The sequence below is a fragment of the Collinsella sp. TF11-5AC genome, assembly GCF_003436775.1.
GTDB lineage: Bacteria > Actinomycetota > Coriobacteriia > Coriobacteriales > Coriobacteriaceae > Collinsella.
Genome location: NZ_QSQO01000016.1, coordinates 18080 through 38435 on the forward strand (window position 1 = coordinate 18080; position 20356 = coordinate 38435).

Here is a 20356-nt window from a genome sequence, read left to right on the forward strand (position 1 = left end):
CCATGACGCGTAAGCAACCCGCCGCCAACTGCACGCCCGCCACCGGCAAGCCCAACGCCGCCGCGCCCGCCGACACCGACCTGCGCCGCAAGCTCACCACCACCGTGGTACTGGTACTGTTTGCCCTGGTGGCGATAGCTATGGCAACCTTTGCCTGGTTTTCCATCGCCGATAGCGCCAAAACCCGCATGCTCATGATCGACGCCAACGCCGACGGTTCGCTGCGCTTTGACCTGGACGAGCATGCCACGTTCGACGAATACGTCCACAGCCTGGGCTTCGACCAGATCTCGGCACGCATCGCCAGCGAAAAGGGCGTGGACATCGATGCATCCAGGCTCAAGCCCGTCACCACGAGCGACTACCAGACTTTTACCTTCGAGGACGGCTCCACCGCCGATCCCGCGACCGGCGCCTACTTGGAGTTCACGCTGCACTTTATGAGCAGTACGGACCTGCGCGTTCGCCTGACCGGGCAGGACGGCGACGGTGGCGCGTCCGGCACGCGATTTAGCTCCGACACGCAGGGCATGGCAAGCGCCATGCGCATGAGCTTTACCGCCGACGGCCACACCTGGGTCTACAACCCCAACGGAGGCGGGGGCTCGTCCGGTTCGGCCACCGTCTTTGGGCTCGACTCGGGAGTAGCGAACGCGGCCAGCGACATGTTCGACCTAATAAAAGATACGGACAAGCCGGTAACCGTTCGCATATGGCTCGAGGGAACGGACCCAAATTGCACTAATATGCTAAAGGGAGCTAACTATTCGGTTTCGATGCGCTTTGAGGGCATCGAGGAACAGTAGATATGCACGGCGGCCATCGGGCCGCGCACGACCTAGTCAGACACGGTAGTAAGGGACATCATGCAATCTGTTAAAAAGGCCGCATCCATCGCACTGAGCGTCGTCATGTGGATCATCATCCTGGTGGCGGCCCTGTACGCGTTTACCACGCTCGCCACGCGCGAGGACGGCAGCGTCTCGGACATCGCCGGCTTCACCCCGCTCGCCGTACAGTCCGACTCCATGGCGCCCACGTTTAACAAGGGCGACCTCATCGTCATCAAAAAGTGCGACACCTCCAAGCTCGAGGTGGGCGACATCGTGACGTTCCACACCATTATCGACAACGAGTACGCGCTCAACACGCACCGCATCGCCGCCATCGACGAGGTCAACGGCATGCGCAGCTTTACCACCAAGGGCGATAACAACGACGTGGCCGATTCGCACATCATCAGCGACGGCGACATCGTGGGCAAGTACGTGTTCGCGCTGCCGCAGATGGGCAAGGTCATGGACTTCCTGTCCAGCTCCATGGGCTTCCTCATCGTAATCGTGCTGCCCATGCTGCTGTTCTTTATCTACCAGGTGTATCACCTCATCGTGGTTGGCATGAACCTCAAGCGCGCCATGGCCGAGGAGGACCGCCTGGCCGCCGCGGCTGCCATCGTGGATGCCGAGGGCAAGGGCGCTGACGCCACCGTCACCGCCGATAACGCCGCCGAGCAGCTCGCCCAGGCCGAGGCCAAGCTCGAGGAGGCCCGTCGTCTGAAGGCCGAGGCCGAGGCGGCGATGAACGCGACCAAGCAGGAGGATACCGACGGTGAGTGAGTTTCTGGGATTTGCCTGGGAGCTGCTGGCAAAGGTCGTCTACAACGTCGTTGCCGTTGTGAGCTCCATCCTTAACCTGCTGGTGTTTGGCTGGGTTGAGTACTTCAACATCTTTATGACCTACTTCACCACGTTTGACCTGGTGGGCAAGATCGGCGCGGTCATTCTGTTTGCCATGCTCATCGCGGTCCCCGTGCTGATCGTGGCCGTTCTGATCCACCACTACCGCATCAACCGTCGCCTGCATCGCGACGACACGTCCAACAAGGCGCTCTATCGCGAGATCGGCCGCCTGAACAAGCAGGTGCTCGACCTCATGGACGAGAAGAACAAGCTGCTGGCGCTCAAGGTCAATGCCATGGGCGGCACCAAGCAGATTCCGTACGTGGGCGCCTCGGCCCTGGCCGACGACCACCTGCCCACGGTGGGCAACGTGGTGGGCGCCGCTGCGGGCGCGGGCACGGTCGCAGGCGCGGCACCGGGCGAGGCCGTCACGGCCGCCGTGGTGTCGGGCAACGCATCGCTCGCGCTTGACGGCGCGGGTGTCAAGGACGCCGCGGCCGCCATGGCCAAGGCGACCGTCGAGGCCAAGACCCTTGCCGAGGAAAAAGAGATCGCCCAAGCCAACCGCTTCCCCAAGCTGTCCCTGGTGGACCTTAAGTACCGCGACTGGGAATCGCCGGTCTACGACGATGCCATCTCGCTGGAGGACTTTGTCGACAGCTTCCGCGCGTTTGCGTGCAGCCAGATGAAGCTCTACTACACGCCCGAGATCATCCGCCGCTTTGTGGCCGGCATGGCCGCCTCCAAGCTGCTGATCCTGGAGGGCATCTCGGGTACCGGTAAGACGTCGCTGCCCTACAGCTTTAGCCGCTACTTGGACAACCCCGCGACCATCGTTTCGGTGCAGCCGAGCTTCCGCGACCGCACCGAGGTGCTGGGCTACTTCAACGAGTTTTCCAAGCGCTTTAACGAGACCGAGTTCCTCCGCGCCGTGTATGAGGCGGGCCTTCGCCAGGACCCGTCCATGATCGTGCTCGACGAGATGAACCTCGCCCGCGTGGAGTACTACTTTGCCGAGATCCTGTCGGTGCTCGAGATGCCCAGCCACGACGAATGGGTGCTCGACCTGGTGCCCACCCAGTGGGCCGCCGACCCCAAGGCCCTGCACGACGGCAAGCTCACCATTCCCGACAGCCTGTGGTTTATCGGCACGGCCAACAACGACGACTCCACCTTTACCATCACGGACAAGGTGTACGACCGCGCAATCCCCATCGAGCTCAACGAGCGCGCCGACGCGTTTGAGTGCGAGCCGCACGAGCGCGTGCACGTGACGGCCGATCACCTGCAGTATCTATTCCAAAAGGCCAAGGTCGAGTATGTGATCGACGAGGAGCTGCTCCAGAAGATGCACAAGCTGGACCAGTACCTGCAGACCCGCTTTAAGCTGGCCTTTGGTAACCGTATCATCAAGCAGATGTACGACTTTATCCCCGTGTACGTGGCGTGCGGCGGCACCGAGCTGGGCGGCATGGACTACATCATCGCCCGCAAGGTGCTCAAGAAGTTTGAGTCCATGAATGTGAGCTTTGTGCGCGACGAGATGAAGGGCCTGATCGAGTACATTGAGAAGACCTTTGGCGAGGGCGGTCTGCCCGATTCCGTCATGTACCTGCAGCGGATCCAGAATTTCTACTAATGTCGTAAGCGCGGGGCGACGTGATGTCGCCCCGCCCCTTTCCGATCGATCCAATCTATGGAGTAACCCATGTCCGAGACCATTCAGGACCTCTATACCAGCTTCTCCGAGCAGATGGAGCCCATCCAGGAGGACAGCCGCTACTTCCGCTATCTGTTTGAGATGGCGCAGGCCTCGGGCACCACGATCGAACAGCAGCGCGAGGAGCTCGTCAAGGTGGTGGACGAGGAATGGATCAGCATGATCGAGGACTCGCTCGACGCCATCAACACCATCATCGAAAAGCCGCGCCGCTTTATCACCACCGAGGAAGAGGTGGTGCCGGTCTCGCTCGCCAAAAAGATCAGCGCCGACAGCGTTCGCCATCTGAGCCAAAACACGCAGTTTTTGGCGCCGAGCGACGACGGCGGAGTTCACCCCACGCGCATCCTCAATGTCAATACCGTTGAGACCTACGACCTGTACGAGAACCGCTTTATCTACCACCTGATTCAGCGCCTGCTGACGTTTGTGGACAAGCGCACCGACGTCATCTTTTGGTCGACGGGCAACGAGATCCGCAACCGCTTTAAGATGCACAGCACTATCGATGACGCGTACGAGCAGATCGAGTACAGCGTGGAGATGACGGTCAAAAACCGTCAGAGCTTTGCCGAGAACGACGCCGACAACATGGACGTCTTTATGCGCATCGACCGCGTGCGCCGCCTGGTCATGGCGCTGCGCGGCGCGTCGTTCTGCCAGATCATGAACGGCTGCAGCGCGGTCCGCAGCCCCATTCAACGCACCAACCTCATCATGAAAGACCCCAACTACCGCAAGTGCTACCAGCTGTGGCAGTTTATGGAGCGCTATGACAAGGTGGGATACAACATCGACGTGCAGCAGCAGGCGCTGGCGTTCGATGACGAGTACATGGTGCAGATGTACACCAACCTCATCAACAACTACGCCGTCTTTAAGAGCCTGACCGATGACGAGCGCAACCTGCAGGAGCTTGAGAGCGTGCAACACGCGCCGGTGGCGCCTAAGTTTATTAAGGAGATCAAGGAGGTGCAGGTCGATAGCCCCGACCTGCCCGATGTCGAGGTCCGCCGCGTGTTTGTGGAGGAGGTCACGCAGGCCCAGCTCGACGCCGAGCAGGCGCTGGCCGAGGCGCGCGAGCAGATCGAGGAGCTGCAGGGGCAGGTCAAGTCTTGGAAGGTTCAGGCCCATGCGCTGACCGACGAGCGCGACGACCTGGCCGACGAGCTGGACGAGGCAAAGACGCGCGAACTGGCGCTGACACAGCGTGCTCAGATGGCCGAGGCTGATGTTGAGGAGCTGCGCGCTTCGCTGGAGGATGTCGAGGCGGGCAAGAAGGCTGCCGAGGCCGACGCTGTCGAGGCGCGTGAGACCGCGGCGGCGCAGCTTGAGCAGATGCGCGCCGAGGCCGATGCCGAGGTGGCTGCCGCCCGGGCAGACGCGGACGCCAAGGTTGCTGCCGCCGAGCAGGCGGCTTCCGAGCAGGTCGCGCAGGTTAAGAGCGATGCTACTGCGGCCCTGGCCGCCAAGACGGCGGCCGACGCTGCCGAGCTGCAGGCCACCAAGGACACTGCTGCGGCCGAGCTCGCCGCCGTGCGCGAGGCGTCTGCCAAGGAGCTCGCCGAGGTGCATGCCAAGCTGGATGCCGCCAAGTTGCAGATTGAGGAAGTGCGGCTGGCGGCCGAGCGCGATGCCCGTGCCGCGCAGGAGACTGCCGACGTCGCCGCGGCCGAGGCGGAGCAGAAGCTCGCCGACACCGTTGCCGCGGCCGAGGAGAAGGTTGCTGCCGCCCAGCAGGCCGCCGATGCTGCGATCGACGCCGCCCGTGCTGCCGCCGATTCTGCCGTTGAGCAGGCTACGGTGGATGCCAGCGAGAAGGTCGCCGCTGCCGCTGCCGAGCGCGATGCCGCCGCGCGTGCCGCCGAGGAGGCTCGTGCCGACGCCGACGCGCGTATCGCTGCAGCTGAGCTCGAGGCGGGGGAGCGTATTGAGCAGGAGCTCGCCGCCGCAAAGGCCGCGCACGAGCGCGAGCTCGAGGCCGCCCGCGCGGAGATGCAGCAGCGCTTGGCCTCGTTGGCGCACGAGCTGGAACAGGCCGAGCGCGATCGCGCCCGCGCCGAGCGCCGTGCCGAGGGCAACAGCCTGTCGCGCTATCTGCTGGCTCGCTTGCGCGGAGAGGCCGCCGAGGGCGATGTCGCCACGACCGTTGAGGGAGATGAGACCGACGTTTCGGCATCTGACGCCACTGACGTCGAGCCTTCCGCAAAGGACGCCGACAAGTGATGAAGCACGTGCTCCGCGTGATCAACGTGCTGGCGACCGTGGTGATCCTGGTCGCCTTTGTGGTGCTGCTGCGCACGGTGTTCACGCCCGCCGGCGAGATCCCCACCATCATGGGCTATGGCTTTATGCGCACGCTGACCGGCTCTATGGAGCCGGCGATTCCCGTGCACTCGTTTATCGTCGTCGATACCGACAACAGTCAGGCCTACCAGGTGGGTGACATCATCACCTTCCATTCGTCCGATGACGCGCTGGAGGGTTCACTCAACACGCACCGCATCGTTGCCGTGGAGGCCGCGGCCGACGGCACGCCGGTCTACCGCACCAAGGGCGATGCCAATCCGGTCGAGGACGCCGCGCCCGTGCCCGCCGCCGACGTGGTGGGCCGCGTGGTCTTTGTCTCGGCGGGGCTGGGCGTGGTGGTCTCGTTGCTCACCAATCCGCTGCTGTTCTTTCCGCTTATCGTGGTGCCGCTGATCGTGCTGCTGGTGCTCGAGATTCGCCATATGGTCAAGACAACGCAAGAGGTGGCACGCGCCGAGGACGAGGCCGCCCTGCGCGCAGCCGTGGAGCAGATTCGCGAAAAGCGCCGTCGCGAGCAGGAGGAGCAGGGCGACGCCGGTGACGAGGGCGATGCCGACGGTGGCCATACCGATGAAAGTGCGGAAGCCGATCCCGGCGCCCCAGGCGATTCCAACCGCTCGGCATAGCTTATCCGCGCCTTTCGTCCTTGCAATTTGGATGCTCGTAGATGTTCCGAATCGCCCGCATTTCCATATCAATATTCGTGCTACAGTTTGAGCGCTTTGTTGCCAATTGATTTCGGGGGAGTGGAATGGAACAGGAGCGCACAGCGCAGCGTGCACGTAAAAAGGCTTCGGTGCCGATGACGGCGGCGGCCGATTTTGTCGTGCCCGAGGGAACTGACGAGCTTAGCCGCAGCACCCGCCGCGCATGGCGCGACCGCCTCAACGATGCCCAGACGCGCAAGATGGCCCTGGGCACGCTCGCCGCGTTTGCCGGCGGTACGTTTTGGGGTTTTTCTGGCACCAGCGCCAGCTACCTCTTTGACGTGTGCCATATCGAGACGTTTTGGCTGATGAGCGTGCGCCAAGTTATCGCTGGCCTGCTCTTTATGTTCGTTGTGCTCAGAAAAGACCGCGACCGCTTGATCGAGCTGTGGACTACCCCCGCCGATCGCAAGCAGCTTATTCTGTTTACGATCTTTGGTCTGCTGTTCAACCAGCTTTGCTATCTGTCAGCCGTGCGCCTGACCAACGCGGGCACCGCGACCGTCTTCCAGTGCCTGCAGCTGGTGGTCGTCATGGGGTATGCCTGCGTCACCGCGCATCGACTGCCGCGCACGCGCGAGGCTCTTGGCATTTTGCTCGCATTGGGCGGAACGTTTTTGATCGCCACGGGCGGCGACCCCAGTACGCTCAGCATCTCGCCGATGGGCCTGCTCGCGGGCCTTTTGTGCGCAGTGGGCGGTGCCTGCATAGCAATCATCCCTGCCGGAATCCTCAACAAATACGGTAGCCCGGTCGTCACGGGCTCGGCCATGCTTTCGGCGGGAATCGTGATGAGTATCTTTACCCAGCCGTGGGCGCATATGCCGGCGCTCGGCCCCTCGGGTGTCGGCGCGCTCGCGATATTTATTGTGGTGGGGTCGTTCTTCGCCTATATGTTCTACATGCAGGGCGTTAAGGAGATTGGCTCGGTGCGCGCGAGCCTCCTTGGAACCATGGAGCCGGTTTCGGCCACCATCACCAGCGCCCTTATGCTGGGAACGGTGTTTTTGCCCACCGACCTGGCGGGCTTTGCCATGATTATCGCGATGGTGTTTTTGACGGTGTAGCTGGCGCCGCCGCCAGGACGGAAAAGGTGTTGTGCCGCATTTTCGCCAATTGATGTCCGTGTCTGGAGTTTAGCTGTCGATGCTCAAAATGCCATAAACTAGTAACGTTATGGACTTTTTCATTGCGACTCAATTGCGAGGATTTCTTTATGGCTGGTAATCACTTTAAGGGCAGCGATAGCGGTCGTCCTGCAGTTCCGCCGCGTCCGAACGGGGCTGGTAAGGCCGGCACGCCGGGCGGCGCTGGACAGGGCGGTTCCGGTAAGCGCGTGTCCCCGGGCGAGACGGCGATGTTTACCGCTCTGTACGAGCAGTCTCAAAAGGCAAAAAAGACCGGCCGTGCAAGAGGGAATGTCTTTGCGGGCGGTGCAACCTCCGCGTCGCAGCCGAGCGGGGCTCCTTCGGTACCTGCGAACAACGCAGGTGCTGCCAACGCCGCAAATGCCGCCGGCAACGTTAATGCCGGCAAGGCCGCCAACAATACTCCCTCTGCCGGTGGCGCGGGGCTTACGGGTAACCTTGGCACGATTTACACCGGTGCCTCCGAGACTGGCGCGTTCGCCCGCCTGGATGATAGCGGTGCCCAGTTTGCGGGCTCGGGTTCCAAGGAAGATTATTACGATTTTGGCTTGAACTACGGTAGCGACGCTTCGTCGAGTTCGACCTCTGACGGTCTGGTCCGTCATCGCCATCGCAAGGGCGAACGCAAAAAGCGTCACACCGGCGCCATTATTGCCGCTGTAGTCGCGGTGCTTCTCGTTGCGCTTGGCGCAAGTGGCTTTATGCTGCTTAACTCGGCAAAGACCGTAAAGAGCGAAGCGAAGGAGGCTGTCGAGATCGTCGGTGGCCTTAAGGACAAGGTCACGTCGGGCGATTTTTCGACGCTGCCTGACGACGCGAAGAAGATTGATGAGCTTTGCGACAGCATGAAGGCGGAGACCTCGAGCCCGCTGTGGACGGCGGCTTCGTTTATCCCGGTGTATGGCAGCGACATCAATGCGGCCCGCACCATGATCGACGCCCTGTCCGATGTCTCGAGCAATGCGCTGGTTCCCATGGCCGATAACCTTTCGCAGGCCACGCCCGGCAAGCTGTTTCAGGACGGCATGATTAACGTGTCCGCGCTGCAGGCGGTCGCCGATTCGCTTTCCAGCAGCTCGAAGGTGTTCAAGAGCGCCAACGAGAAGATCCAGGGCATTGGCGATACTCATATTTCCCAGGTGACCGAGCTGGTCGATAAGGCCAAGGACGGCTTTGCCACCCTCAACGGCGCGGTTGACGCGGCGGAGAAGGTCGCCCCCGTCCTTCCCCAGATGCTCGGCGCCAACGGCCAGACGCGCAACTACCTTGTGTACGCCATGAACAACGTCGAGATTCGTGCCTGCGGCGGCTTTGGCGGTTCGCAGGGCCTGATTTCGGTCACCGACGGCCAGATGTCGATTGGCGAGTTTGTTCCCCGCATTGGACTCAGCGAGGATGAGGCAGTCGAGAGCGTCGACGAAGAGGATGAGGCGCTGTTCGGCAACCACAGTAACCTGTACAACTCGGGCAATACCTATTCGCCCGATTGGCCCCGCAACTCGCAGCGTGTCGCCGCGCTGTGGAAGTCCCAATATGGGCAGGACGTTGATGGCGTCGTCGGCATCGATCCTGTGTTCTTGCAGTACCTGCTGGGCCTTGTCGGTAATGTCTCGCTGCCCGATGGTACGGTCGTCGACGGTACCAACGCGGCGAAGGTTCTCATGCACGATGTGTATTGGAACTATCCGGTCGAGGAATCGGACGGCATCTTTGCGGCTGTTGCCAGCGCCGCCTTCGACAAGATTCTCGGTGGCATCGGTGACGTCGACGTTACAAAGCTTGTCGGTGCATTCGAGCGCGGTGCCGAAGAGGGCCGTCTGATTGCTTGGATGAGAAACGATGATGAGCAGAATGCCATCAAAGAGACGGGCATTGACGCTTCGCTACCCGATCCGGATGATCCGAGTGCCGATCCCGTTGCCGGCGTTTACTTTAACAACCTGAGCTTCTCCAAGCTCGACTGGTACCTGAACGCTGATACGCAGATTGGCCAGGGCGTCAAGAACGGCGACGGCACGTGCTCGTATCGCATCACCGCTACCCTGACGAACATCATGACGCAGGAGGAGGCAGGCAAGCTGCCCGATTACGTCGCGGCGAGCGCGCCCGATGCCGCGCGCGACGACGAGCGTCTGAATGTCTCGTTGTTTGCCCCGACGGGCGGCAACATCAGTGACCTTACGGTTGAGGGCACCCAGTTTGGTCTTGGCGCCGCTACGTGGCATGGAATCCCCTTCTATTCGGGCACCGTTGACCTGCATGCTGGCGAGACGACGACGATCACATATACGCTGACCACGTCGGCCGAGGCGGGGGACAAGCCGCTTACGCTGCGTCAGACTCCTACATGCCAGGCGGCTCGCGACAGCGCGTCGGCGTAGGGTTTTTCTGGTAGCGCAGATAATCGAGTACCATTTTGGGGCGGACAGGCAATCTGTTCGCCCCTATTTTGTAAGGAGAGCGCATGAAGTACTTTGGCACCGACGGCTTTCGCGGTGAGGCCAACGTTGGGCTGACGGTAGAGCACGCTTATAAGATTGGCCGTTTTGTGGGCTGGTATTACGGCGCCAACCGCGAGCGCAAGGCGCGCGTGATCGTGGGCAAGGACACCCGTCGCTCGAGCTATATGTTCGAGGCGGCGCTGGTGAGTGGCCTGGTCGCGAGCGGTGCGGACGCCTATATGCTGCACGTGATCCCCACGCCGGGCGTAGCGCATCAGACCGTGGAAGGCTGCTTCGATTGCGGCATCATGATCAGCGCGAGCCACAACCCGTTTTGCGATAACGGCATTAAGCTCGTCAACAGCGACGGTTTTAAGATGGACGAGGACGTACTGGAGCTCATCGAGGACTACATCGATGGCAAGAGCGAGGTGCCGCTGGCCACGGGCAACCACATCGGCGCCACGGTGGACTACATGCAGGGGCGCAACCGCTATATCGCCTCGCTCATTGCGAGTTCGAATTTTTCGCTACAGGGCGTCAAGATCGGTCTCGACTGCGCCAACGGCTCGGCGTCCTCGGTGGCCAAGCCGGTGTTCGACGCGCTGGGCGCCGACGTGCGCGTGATCAACGCCGCGCCCGATGGCTTTAACATCAACGTCGACTGCGGCTCCACGCATATGGAGCGCCTGCAGCGCCACGTGGTGGAGCAAGGCCTGGACGTGGGTTTTGCCTATGACGGCGATGCCGACCGCTGCCTGGCCGTGGATGAGCGCGGTCGCGTGGTAGACGGCGACCAGATCCTGTACGTGTGCGGCGTGTATCTGAACAAGCACGGTCGCCTTTCGGGCGGTACCGTGGTGCCGACGATCGCCAGCAACTTTGGTCTGGTCAAGTCGCTGGAGCTTGCCGGACTGAGCGCCGTGACCAGCGGCGTGGGCGACCGTCACGTGTATGCCAAGATGCGCGAGGGCGGCTACAGCCTGGGCGGCGAGCAGACGGGCCATACGATCTTTGGCGATATCGAGCGCACGGGCGACGGCATTATGACCTCGCTGCGCGTGATGGAAGTGATTCGTGCCGAGCGCGAGACGCTCTCGCAGCTCACGGCTCCGTGCAAGCTGCTGCCGCAGGCGCAGGTTGCCGTGCGCGTAGCGGATAAGGACGCCGCGCTGGGCAACATGGGTGTGCAGGCCGCCATCGCCGAGGCCGAGGCATCGCTGGCGGGCGAAGGACGCGTGCTCGTGCGCAAGAGCGGAACCGAGTCGGTGATTCGCGTTTTGGCTGAAGCCCCCGACCAAGCAGCTGCCGACACCGCCATGAAGCGCATCGCCAACGCACTCGAGGCCTTGTAGCTACGCGGTTTTACCAAACCGCGTAGCTGCTCGACGCTGCAAACGGCCCCAAGCGGCAATCTGACGTTCAATTTCAAGGGCGCGACCAGAAGGTCGGCGCCCTTTTATTCATTGGGGACGTTCTTAAACGACCAGTCATTAAAGAACGTCCCCAATGACTAGGTGAAAAAGGGGCGCCGCGGGATAGATCCTGCGGCGCCCCCTGTGTTGGTGTGTTGCTTAAGCTTTACAGCTCGTAGAGCGTGGTGAACTTGTCCTGCAGGTAGCTGCAGTAGTAGCGGGCGTCAAAGGCCATGCCGCACGCGCCCTTGATGAGCTCCGGCGCGTCCTTGGCGCGGCCCCACTGCCAAATGTGCCCGCCGAGCCAGGCGCGGACGGGCGCCAGATCGCCGCTCGCGCAGGCGCCATTGAGGTCGACACCGTCGCGGCACATGGCCGGCACAAACATGGCGTCGTAGGCGCTGCCCAACGCATACGTGGGGAAGTAGCCAAACGATCCGCCGCTCCAGTGCGTATCCTGCAGACAGCCGCGCGTGTCGTCGGGGACGGGAATGCCCAGGTACTCGTCCATTAAGCGGTTCCAAAGCGCAGGGATGTCCTTGGCCGTGGCCTCGCCGGCAAACAGCATGCGCTCGATCTGGTAGCGCACCATAATATGCAGCGGGTAGGTGAGCTCGTCCGCCTCGGTGCGGATCAGCGACGGCTGCGCAATGTTCACGGCGCGGTAGAGCGTGTCCTCGTCCACGTTGCCGTAGACTTCGGGCGCGTGACGGCGCAGCACTTCGAGCAGCGGTCCCATAAAGGCGCGGCTGCGGCCAACGGTGTTCTCAAAGAAGCGGCTCTGGCTCTCGTGGATGCCCATGGAGGTGCCACCCTCAAGACAGGTGCGCGCATAGGCAGGATTGACACCCAGCTCGTACATGGCGTGCCCCGCCTCGTGGATGATGCTGTAGACGTTGGAGATACAGTCGTCCTCGTAGATGTGCGTGGCGATGCGCGCGTCGCCCACCGAGAAGCCCTCGCTAAACGGGTGCTCGGTAAAGGCAAGCGTGGTGTCGTCCAGGTTCAGGCCGACAAGCTTCATCAGGTCGAAGCTCATGGCACGCTGGGCGGCCTCGGGCACGCGGGCGTGCAAAAAGTCGGCAGCCGGCTGCTGGCCGCGCTCGCCGATGGCGTGCACGAGCGGCACGACCGTCGCCTTGACCTCATCGCAAAACGCGTCGAAGCTCTTGGCGGAAAGGCCGCGCTCGTACTGGTCGAGCCAAACATCGTATGGGTCGCGCTTGGGGTCCATGAGCTCGGCCTGATGCTTAAGTTGGGCGACGATTCTATCCACATAGGGCTCAAAGCTCGCCCAGTCATTGGCCGTCTTGGCCTTGTGCCACACGGCGTCGGCCTCGCAGGTGAGCCTGGTCCAGGCCTCGGCTTCCTCGGTGGGGATGACGCTTGCCTCGCGCTGGTCGCGGCCGAGTACGCGAATCTCGTCGAGCAGCTGCGGGTCGTCGATCTTGCCGCCCGCGACGGTCTCTCGTGCCAGCGAGCGCACAAGTTCGACAGACTTTTTGCTGGTCAGCAGCTTGTGATGCTCGCCAGCAAGGGTGCCCATAGCATCGGCGCGGGCCGCGGCGCCGTTGGCGGGAGCAATGGTCGCGCCGTCAAACTCGGCAATCTTGAGCAGGTACTCGCGAGTCCACAGCTTGCCCTCGAGCTTACGGAATTTTTTGACAGCCTTATCGACCTTCATGCCTTTGGGCGTCTTATCCGCTGCGGGCTTGGCCATCTTATCCTTGTTCTTTCCCATACCTATATCCTTGATCTCGCAGACCGGACGCCACGGGTGGGCGTACGGCCAGTTTGCACAGCTACCTACCTTGTACCCAGTGCGAACAAAACGGAACGCGGCGATATGCTCGCAGAATGTGTTATCCTATAGCCCAATGCGTTGACGGAGAGGGTTTTGCCCGCCGCGTCGCCGGCAAGAGAGGGAAGGTCATGGGCTGCAAGCCTTCCTGCGGTGGCAAGGGCCAAGCGTTCACTCCCGAGCAGCGACCTCAACGGGCGCGCGGCTAGCGGCGGCGAAGCCCCAGTAGGGAAGCCGTGAGCCTCGCGATAAGGGGTGCAGAGTGGGCACGGCGGGCCAGACATCCGCTGGGTCAAACAAGGTGGTACCGCGGAATTCAACCGTCCTTGGGCAATGCACATGCCCGAGGACGGTTTTTTGTTACCGAACCGGGCCGCGCATCCGCAGCATCGGGCGGCGTCAGCCGTCCCGGAGCGCGGATGCGCGAGAGACGAAAGGGAAGACATGAGTCTGATTGATGATCTGGTCAAACTCGAGGAAGAGGCCAAGGAGCTCGTCGCAGGCGCCGACGACGCAGCCAAGCTCGAGGCTGCGCGCGTTGAGCTGCTCGGCCGCAAGGGCCGCATCACCGGCCTGATGCGCATGATGGGCAAGCTCGCCCCCGAGGATCGTCCCGTGATGGGCAAGCGAGCCAACGAGATGCGCCAGCTGATTGAGGGCATGCTCGACGAGCGCAACACCGAGATGAAGGCCGCCGCCCTCAAGCGCGCACTGGAGCACGACGCCGTCGACATCACGCTGCCGGGCATCCGTCCGCAGATCGGCCACCAGCACCTGATCAAGCAGATCATCGAGGAGGCCGAGGACATCTTCTGCGGTATCGGCTACACCGTCGAGTCCGGCCCCATGGTCGACACCTCCTACTACAACTTCACCGCGCTCAACGCCCCCATGGATCACCCGAGCCGCTCGGCCCGCGATACCTTCTACGTGGTCGACAACAACCCCGGCAGCGTCGCGCACCCCGAGGCCCACGCCCACGGCGAGTCCGACGTGCTGCTGCGCACCCAGACCTCGGGCGTGCAGATCCACACCATGGAGTCGCAAAAGCCGCCCATCTACATGATCTGCCCGGGCACCGTCTATCGTCCCGACACGGCCGACGCCTGCCACCTGCCGCAGTTCAACCAGATCGAGGGCCTGGTCGTTGACGAGGGCATCACCTTTGGCGACCTCAAGGGCACGCTCGACTACTTTGTTAAGTGCATGTTTGGCGAGGATCGCAAGACGCGTTACCGCCCGCACTTCTTCCCCTTCACCGAGCCTAGCTGCGAGGTGGACGTGAGCTGCCACGTGTGCGGCGGCAAGGGCTGCAACTTCTGCAAGCATAGCGGCTGGATCGAGATCCTGGGCTGCGGCATGGTTGACCCCAACGTCCTGATCAACTGCGGCATCGACCCCGAGAAGTACACCGGCTTTGCCTTTGGTATTGGCGCCGAGCGCGTCGCGGCCCTGCGCTACGACCTGCCGGATCTGCGAACCCTGATGACGGGCGATATGCGCTTCTTGAACCAATTTTAAGTTGACCTGTCCCGGCGGCTTCCCGAGCCACCACACCTTGCCTTTCAATCGTCGGTTGCGTACCTAAGTACGCGGCCCTCCTCTTTCAAGGCAATCTGCGGCACCTCGGAAACCCGTCTCCGTAGCTGGAGTTTTCCGACTGTTTATTGCAGGCGTTACAGATGAAAGGAGACCAGTTAGATGCGCGTTTCTTACGACTGGCTCAAGACCATGATCGATATTCCGGAGGATCCCAAGACTCTTTCGGACGAATATATCCGTACCGGTACCGAGGTCGAGGCGATCGACACCGTGGGCGAGTCCTTCGACCACGTGGTGACCGCCAAGGTGCTCACCAAGACCCCTCACCCCGATAGCGACCACATGTATGTGTGCTCGGTCGACGTGGGTGACAAGAACCTCGACGCCGACGGCAACCCCGCTCCGCTGCAGATTGTCTGCGGCGCGCAGAACTTCGAGGCCGGCGACCATATCGTCACGGCCATGATTGGCGCTGTCCTGCCCGGCGACGTCAAGATCAAGAAGAGCAAGCTTCGCGGTGTCGTGTCCATGGGCATGAACTGCTCCGCGCGCGAGCTCGGCCTGGGCGGCGACCACTCCGGCATCATGATCCTGCCCGAGGACACGCCCTGCGGCATGCCGTTTGCCGAGTACGTGGGCTCGAGCGACACCGTGCTCGACTGCGAGATTACGCCCAACCGTCCCGACTGCCTGTCCATGATCGGCATGGCCCGCGAGACCGGCGCCATCTTCGACCGCGATTTCCACGTTAAGCTGCCCGCCATCAAGGCCGAGACCGGCCGCGCGACCGACGACGAGCTTTCCGTCGAGATCGCCGACGAGGGCCTGTGCGACCGCTATGTCGCCCGCATCGTGCGCAACGTGAAGGTCGGCCCGTCGCCCGACTGGATGGTCAAGCGCCTTAACGCCCTGGGCGTGCGTCCGCACAACAACATCGTCGACATCACCAACTACGTGATGATGCTCACCGGTCAGCCGCTGCACGCCTTTGACCTGGACACCTTTGCCGAGCGCGATGGCCACCGTCGCGTGGTGGTTCGCGCCGCCCAGCAGGATGAGAAATTCACGACGCTCGATGGCGAAGAGCGCGTGCTCGACGCCGGCATGGGCCTTATCACCGACGGCGAGCGCCCCGTGGCGTTGGCCGGCGTTATGGGCGGCATGGATTCCGAGATCGAGGACGACACCGTCGACGTGATGGTCGAGAGCGCTTGCTTCAACGCCGGTCGCACCTCGCACACCAGCCGCGATCTGTCGCTGATCTCCGACGCCTCCATTCGCTTTGAGCGCCAGGTTGACGAGACTGGCTGCGTGGATGTCGCCAACGTTACCTGCGCGCTCATCGAGGAGATCGCCGGCGGCGAGGTTGCTCCCGGCTATGTCGATGTTTTCCCCGCGCCCAAGACCATCGACAGCATCAAGCTGCGCCTGGCCCGCGTGCATGCCATCTGCGGTGCCGACATCGAGCCCGATTTTATCGAGCGTTCGCTTACCCGTCTGGGCTGCACCGTCGAGCGCGACGGCGAGGACTTTATGGTTACCCCGCCGAGCTTCCGTCCCGACCTGCCGCGCGAGATTGACCTGATCGAGGAGGTCCTGCGCCTATGGGGCATGGGCCGTGTGACGGCGACCATCCCGGCTGCCAAGAACCACATCGGCGGCCTGACCCGCGAGCAGAAGCTCACCCGCAAGGTCGGCGAGATCCTGCGCGCCTGCGGCCTCAACGAGACCACGACCTTTGGCTTTGCCGCCCCGGGCGACCTGGAGAAGATCGGCATGCCCACCGAGGGTCGCGGCTGCCCCGTGGTGCTCATGAACCCGCTGGTGGCCGAGCAGACCGAGATGCGTCGTTCGCTGCTGCCGGGCCTGCTGCAGTCCGTGGCCTACAACGAGGCGCACGGTACGCCCAACGTGCACCTGTACGAGGTCGGCAGCCTGTTCCACGGTCGCGAGAACGCCAGCCTGCCCAAGGAGACCAAGTCCGTCGCGGGTGTGCTCTCGGGCCAGTGGAGCGAGCAGTCTTGGAACATGAAGTACCGTAAACTGCGTTTCTTCTTTGGCAAGGGTATCGTCGAGGAGCTGCTCGCCCAGCTGCGCATCGAGAAGGTTTGCTTCCGTCCCGTCGAGGGCGAGGGCTATGCCTTTTTGCAGCCGGGTCGTGCGGCCGAGGTTCTGTCCGGCGGCACCGTGCTGGGTTGGGTCGGCGAGATCCACCCCGAGGCGCGCGAGGCCTGCGGCATCGACGAGGTTGTCGTTGCCTTTGAGCTTGACCTGGACAAGCTGATCAAGGGCGCCCGCAACCAGGAGAACTACCGCGAGTTCTCGCAGTACCCGGCCGTTGAGCACGACCTTGCCATTGTGGTCGACAATGCCGTGACCTGCGAGGATCTTGAGCGCCGTATTACCAGCGCCGGCGGCAAGCTGCTCGAGGGCGTGCGCCTGTTCGATGTCTACCGCGATCCCATCCGCATCGGAGCGGGCAAGAAGTCCATGGCCTTTGCGCTTACGTATCGCTCCGACGACCACACGCTCACCAGCGAAGAGGTCGAGAAGGCGCACCAGAAGATCGTCACCAAGGTATGCAAGGGCGTAAACGGCGAGGTCCGCGGCTAGGATTTGCGCTGGGGTATGGGTCAGCGGTGGTTGCCGCCGAGTCTTACGTGACCGCTATGCTCGATATAAGGCACCGTTGAGCCTGCATATATGACACGCGCATTACATAACGGCGTGCTGCTTTGTCGGCAGTGCGCCGTTTTGCTATGATAGCCCGCGGCGTGTTACGAATCTAACAATACGTAACACTCTTAAGGTGATTTAAGCGGCGTTGCGATTCCGTGCGCCGGCAACCGGGAGGCGTATATGCACATTCCAGACAACTACCTGTCTCCGCAAACCGATGCCGTCATGGCGGTGGCGATGGTGCCTGTTTGGGTCCACTGCATCAAAAAGGTGCGCGCCACGCTCGATCGCGAGCATATGGCTTTCCTGGGCATTTGCGCCGCGTTCTCCTTTTTGCTCATGATGTTTAACGTGCCGCTGCCCGGCGGTACCACTGGTCACGCCGTTGGTGGCGCGCTCATCGCACTGCTGCTGGGTCCCGAGGCCGCGGCTATCGCTGTCTCGGTCGCGCTGGCGCTGCAGGCGCTGCTGTTTGGCGACGGCGGCGTTCTGTCGTTTGGCGCCAACTGCTTTAACATGGCCTTTGTGCTGCCGTTTGCCGCTGCTATCGTTTTCCGTGCGCTCAACAGCCGTCTGCACGACAAGAGCTGGGGCACCTCGGTTTCTGCCATCGTGAGCGGTTGGGTCGGCCTGTGCCTGGCGGCCCTGTGCGCGGCAATCGAGTTTGGTATTCAGCCGATGCTCTTTACCAACGCTTCGGGCGCGCCGCTGTACTGCCCCTTCCCGCTGTCCGTGGCTATTCCGGCCATGTTGATCCCGCATATGCTGGTTGCCGGCGTGATCGAGGGCGTGGCGACGGCCGCCATCTACGGTTTCATTAAGAAGACGGCGCCGAGCATTATCGTCGGGTCCGAGGCCGTCGATGGCCAGCTTGCCGCCGATGGTACCGCCAAGAAGACTTCCCTGATTCCCACGCTCATTCTGGTCGCCGTGCTCGTGGTGGCCACGCCGCTGGGCCTGCTGGCCACCGGAGACGCCTGGGGCGAGTGGGACGCCGAGGGCGCCGCGACTGCCGTTCAGGAGGCTGGCGACGACAGCCTGCAGGCTTCGGTCGGCCTCGATACTCCGACCTTTGCCGACGCGCTGCCCACGGGTGATTACCTGCAGGCCTATTCCGAGGAACAGGGCCTTGGCTTTGCCGGCCAGGCTGCCATGTATATCCTTTCCGGTGTGATTGGCGTGGCGGTGCTCACCATCGCATTCCGCCTGATCTCGCTGACGGTCAAGGAAAGCGGTGCTCATGGCAATAGCCGAGCTGCCTAGCTGGCTTGCGGTCGAGCAGCGTTACGAGCCCGTGGGGGCTCGGCATCGTGTGATGCAAAAGAATGTCCTGCACCTGGCGAGCCTGCTTGAGCGGGTTCGCCTGGGTGGAGGCGCGCACGAGGGCGGGTCGATGGTCGACCGCGCCCTTTCTTGCGTTTCGGCTCCGGTGCGCCTGGTGGGGATGTTCGTTTGCGTCCTGTGCGTGTGTCTGACGCAAAGCCCGCTGTACCTGATGTTGATGGCGGCGATCGCGTTGGTGCTGGTCGCGGTGCGCCCCGCACGCGGGCTGCGTGCGACCTTTGTACCGGCGCTCGGCGCCACGGGGCTTGCGGTGGTTCTGGCACTGCCTGCCCTGCTGCTGGGCGCGTCTGCCACGGGCGCCATGCTCAAGATCGCGCTCAAGACCTTCATTAATGTGTCGCTGGTGCTGGGCGTTTCGTGGACGCTCTCCTGGAGCCGCATGTCGGCGGCGCTCAAAACGCTGCACCTGCCCGATGAGGTTATCTTTACGTTTGATATGGCGCTCAAGCATATCGAGGTGCTGGGTCGCACGGCGCACAATCTGTGTGAATCGGTCATGCTGCGCAGCGTCGGTTCCGCGCCTGCGGGTTTTTCGCGCACCGACTCGCTGGCGGGTATCATGGGCATGACGTTTATCAAGGCGATGGAATGCAGCCGCGCGATGGACGAGGCCATGCTTTGCCGCGGCTTCGCCGGCGTGTATCCGGCGCCTGCACGGAGCGGCTTTGGCTGGCGCGATGCCGTTTACGCGGCCGTTGTGGCGTTGCTCGCCGTGTTGTGCGCGGTGCTGTAGCGCGGTCGGTCGAACCGTCGATGTGAGTAGGGAAGGGCGACGTTTTGGCAAACGATACGAATAACGCGATGGGTGCGAGCGGTGCTGCCGGCGCTGAGACCACGCCGCTCATCGAGTTTCGCGACGTGGTGTTTTCCTATGCGGGTCATACGGTGGTCGACGGCGTTTCATTGCAGGTGAACCGTGGGGAGCTCGTTGCTCTGCTCGGTCCCAACGGCTGCGGCAAGACGACGATCATGCGCCTTATCAACGGCCTTGAGCTTGCGGACGCGGGTGCGTACCTGTTCGACGGGCATGCGGTCGATGCGGCATATCTCAAGGATTCCGCGACGGCCCAGCGGTTCCATCAGCGCGTGGGCTTTGTGTTCCAAAACGCCGATGCGCAGCTCTTTTGTGCCACGGTCGGCGAGGAAGTCGCGTTTGGCCCGGCTCAAATGGGGCTGCCGGCAGACGAGCTCGAGCGCCGCGTCCGCGATGCCATGGGGCTGTTCCAGGTTGCCGACCTTGCCGACGTCTCTCCCTATCAGCTCTCGGGCGGGCAAAAGAAGCGCGTTGCGCTGGCTGCGGTGGTGTCGATGAACCCGGATATCCTGGTGCTCGACGAGCCCACCAACGGACTTGACGAGGACTCGTGCGACATCGTGGTCAACTTTCTACTGGCCTATGTTGCTGCCGGCAAGACGGTCTTGATGAGCACACACCATCAGGATTTGGTGCGGCGCCTGGGTGCCCGCGCCATCTATATCGATCGATATCACCATGTGGTCGAGGCGCCGGTGTCGTCGTATGGAACCGAGAGCGGCGCTGCGGAATAGTTGCTGCGTAGAGCGTGCGTAG

General features: G+C 62.6%; 14 protein-coding genes. 13 read left to right on the top strand and 1 reads right to left on the bottom strand.

What is annotated here, in order from left to right:
* Positions 1–2 precede the first annotated feature (2 nt).
* The 8 genes from DXD16_RS07530 to glmM all read left to right on the top strand — a co-directional run bounded on the left by DXD16_RS07530 (position 3) and on the right by glmM (position 11360).
* On the top strand, positions 3–806 hold the full coding sequence (locus DXD16_RS07530) for a hypothetical protein (RefSeq protein WP_117655671.1): 804 nt from the start codon (positions 3–5) through the stop codon (positions 804–806).
* Positions 807–866: 60 nt separating this feature from the next.
* Positions 867–1616: a signal peptidase I gene (locus tag DXD16_RS07535; protein WP_117655672.1), complete on the top strand. Its 750-nt coding sequence runs from the start codon at positions 867–869 to the stop codon at positions 1614–1616.
* Complete coding sequence (locus tag DXD16_RS07540) at positions 1609–3318, top strand: hypothetical protein (RefSeq protein ID WP_117655673.1); 1710 nt, start codon at positions 1609–1611, stop codon at positions 3316–3318. Before DXD16_RS07535 ends, DXD16_RS07540 begins: the two co-directional genes overlap by 8 nt.
* 69 nt (positions 3319–3387) lie before the next feature.
* Positions 3388–5625 (top strand): DUF2357 domain-containing protein, encoded by a 2238-nt coding sequence (locus DXD16_RS07545; protein ID WP_117655674.1) that lies wholly within the window; start codon positions 3388–3390, stop codon positions 5623–5625.
* Positions 5625–6335 (top strand): signal peptidase I, encoded by a 711-nt coding sequence (locus tag DXD16_RS07550; protein ID WP_117629006.1) that lies wholly within the window; start codon positions 5625–5627, stop codon positions 6333–6335. The genes DXD16_RS07545 and DXD16_RS07550 overlap by 1 nt, the downstream gene beginning before the upstream one ends.
* Before the next feature lie 125 nt (positions 6336–6460).
* Positions 6461–7483, top strand: coding sequence for a DMT family transporter (locus tag DXD16_RS07555; protein WP_199408161.1), 1023 nt, complete (start codon positions 6461–6463; stop codon positions 7481–7483).
* A gap of 149 nt (positions 7484–7632) precedes the next feature.
* Entirely contained in the window at positions 7633–9945 is a 2313-nt protein-coding gene (locus DXD16_RS07560) for a DUF4012 domain-containing protein (protein WP_117655675.1), read from the top strand.
* Positions 9946–10028: 83 nt separating this feature from the next.
* Positions 10029–11360 (top strand): phosphoglucosamine mutase, encoded by a 1332-nt coding sequence (gene glmM / locus DXD16_RS07565; protein ID WP_117655676.1) that lies wholly within the window; start codon positions 10029–10031, stop codon positions 11358–11360.
* A 226-nt stretch (positions 11361–11586) separates the two neighbouring features.
* On the opposite strand, the gene DXD16_RS07570 is transcribed toward glmM, so the two are convergent.
* Positions 11587–13161, bottom strand: coding sequence for a carboxypeptidase M32 (locus tag DXD16_RS07570; protein ID WP_117655677.1), 1575 nt, complete (start codon positions 13159–13161; stop codon positions 11587–11589).
* A 504-nt stretch (positions 13162–13665) separates the two neighbouring features.
* Here DXD16_RS07570 and pheS point away from each other — a divergent pair.
* From pheS to DXD16_RS07595, 5 genes are all read left to right on the top strand, one after another.
* On the top strand, positions 13666–14742 hold the full coding sequence (gene pheS / locus DXD16_RS07575; protein WP_055250566.1) for a phenylalanine--tRNA ligase subunit alpha: 1077 nt from the start codon (positions 13666–13668) through the stop codon (positions 14740–14742).
* Between the two features lie 180 nt (positions 14743–14922).
* A complete protein-coding gene (gene pheT / locus DXD16_RS07580; protein WP_117655678.1) occupies positions 14923–17376 on the top strand; it encodes a phenylalanine--tRNA ligase subunit beta in 2454 nt (817 codons plus the stop codon).
* Positions 17377–17622: 246 nt separating this feature from the next.
* Positions 17623–18705, top strand: coding sequence for a cobalt transporter CbiM (gene cbiM / locus DXD16_RS07585; RefSeq protein WP_117655679.1), 1083 nt, complete (start codon positions 17623–17625; stop codon positions 18703–18705).
* Positions 18683–19519 (top strand): energy-coupling factor transporter transmembrane protein EcfT, encoded by an 837-nt coding sequence (locus DXD16_RS07590; RefSeq protein WP_117655680.1) that lies wholly within the window; start codon positions 18683–18685, stop codon positions 19517–19519. Before cbiM ends, DXD16_RS07590 begins: the two co-directional genes overlap by 23 nt.
* A gap of 44 nt (positions 19520–19563) precedes the next feature.
* Entirely contained in the window at positions 19564–20334 is a 771-nt protein-coding gene (locus DXD16_RS07595; protein WP_117655681.1) for an energy-coupling factor ABC transporter ATP-binding protein, read from the top strand.
* The last annotated feature ends 22 nt before the right edge of the window (positions 20335–20356 follow it).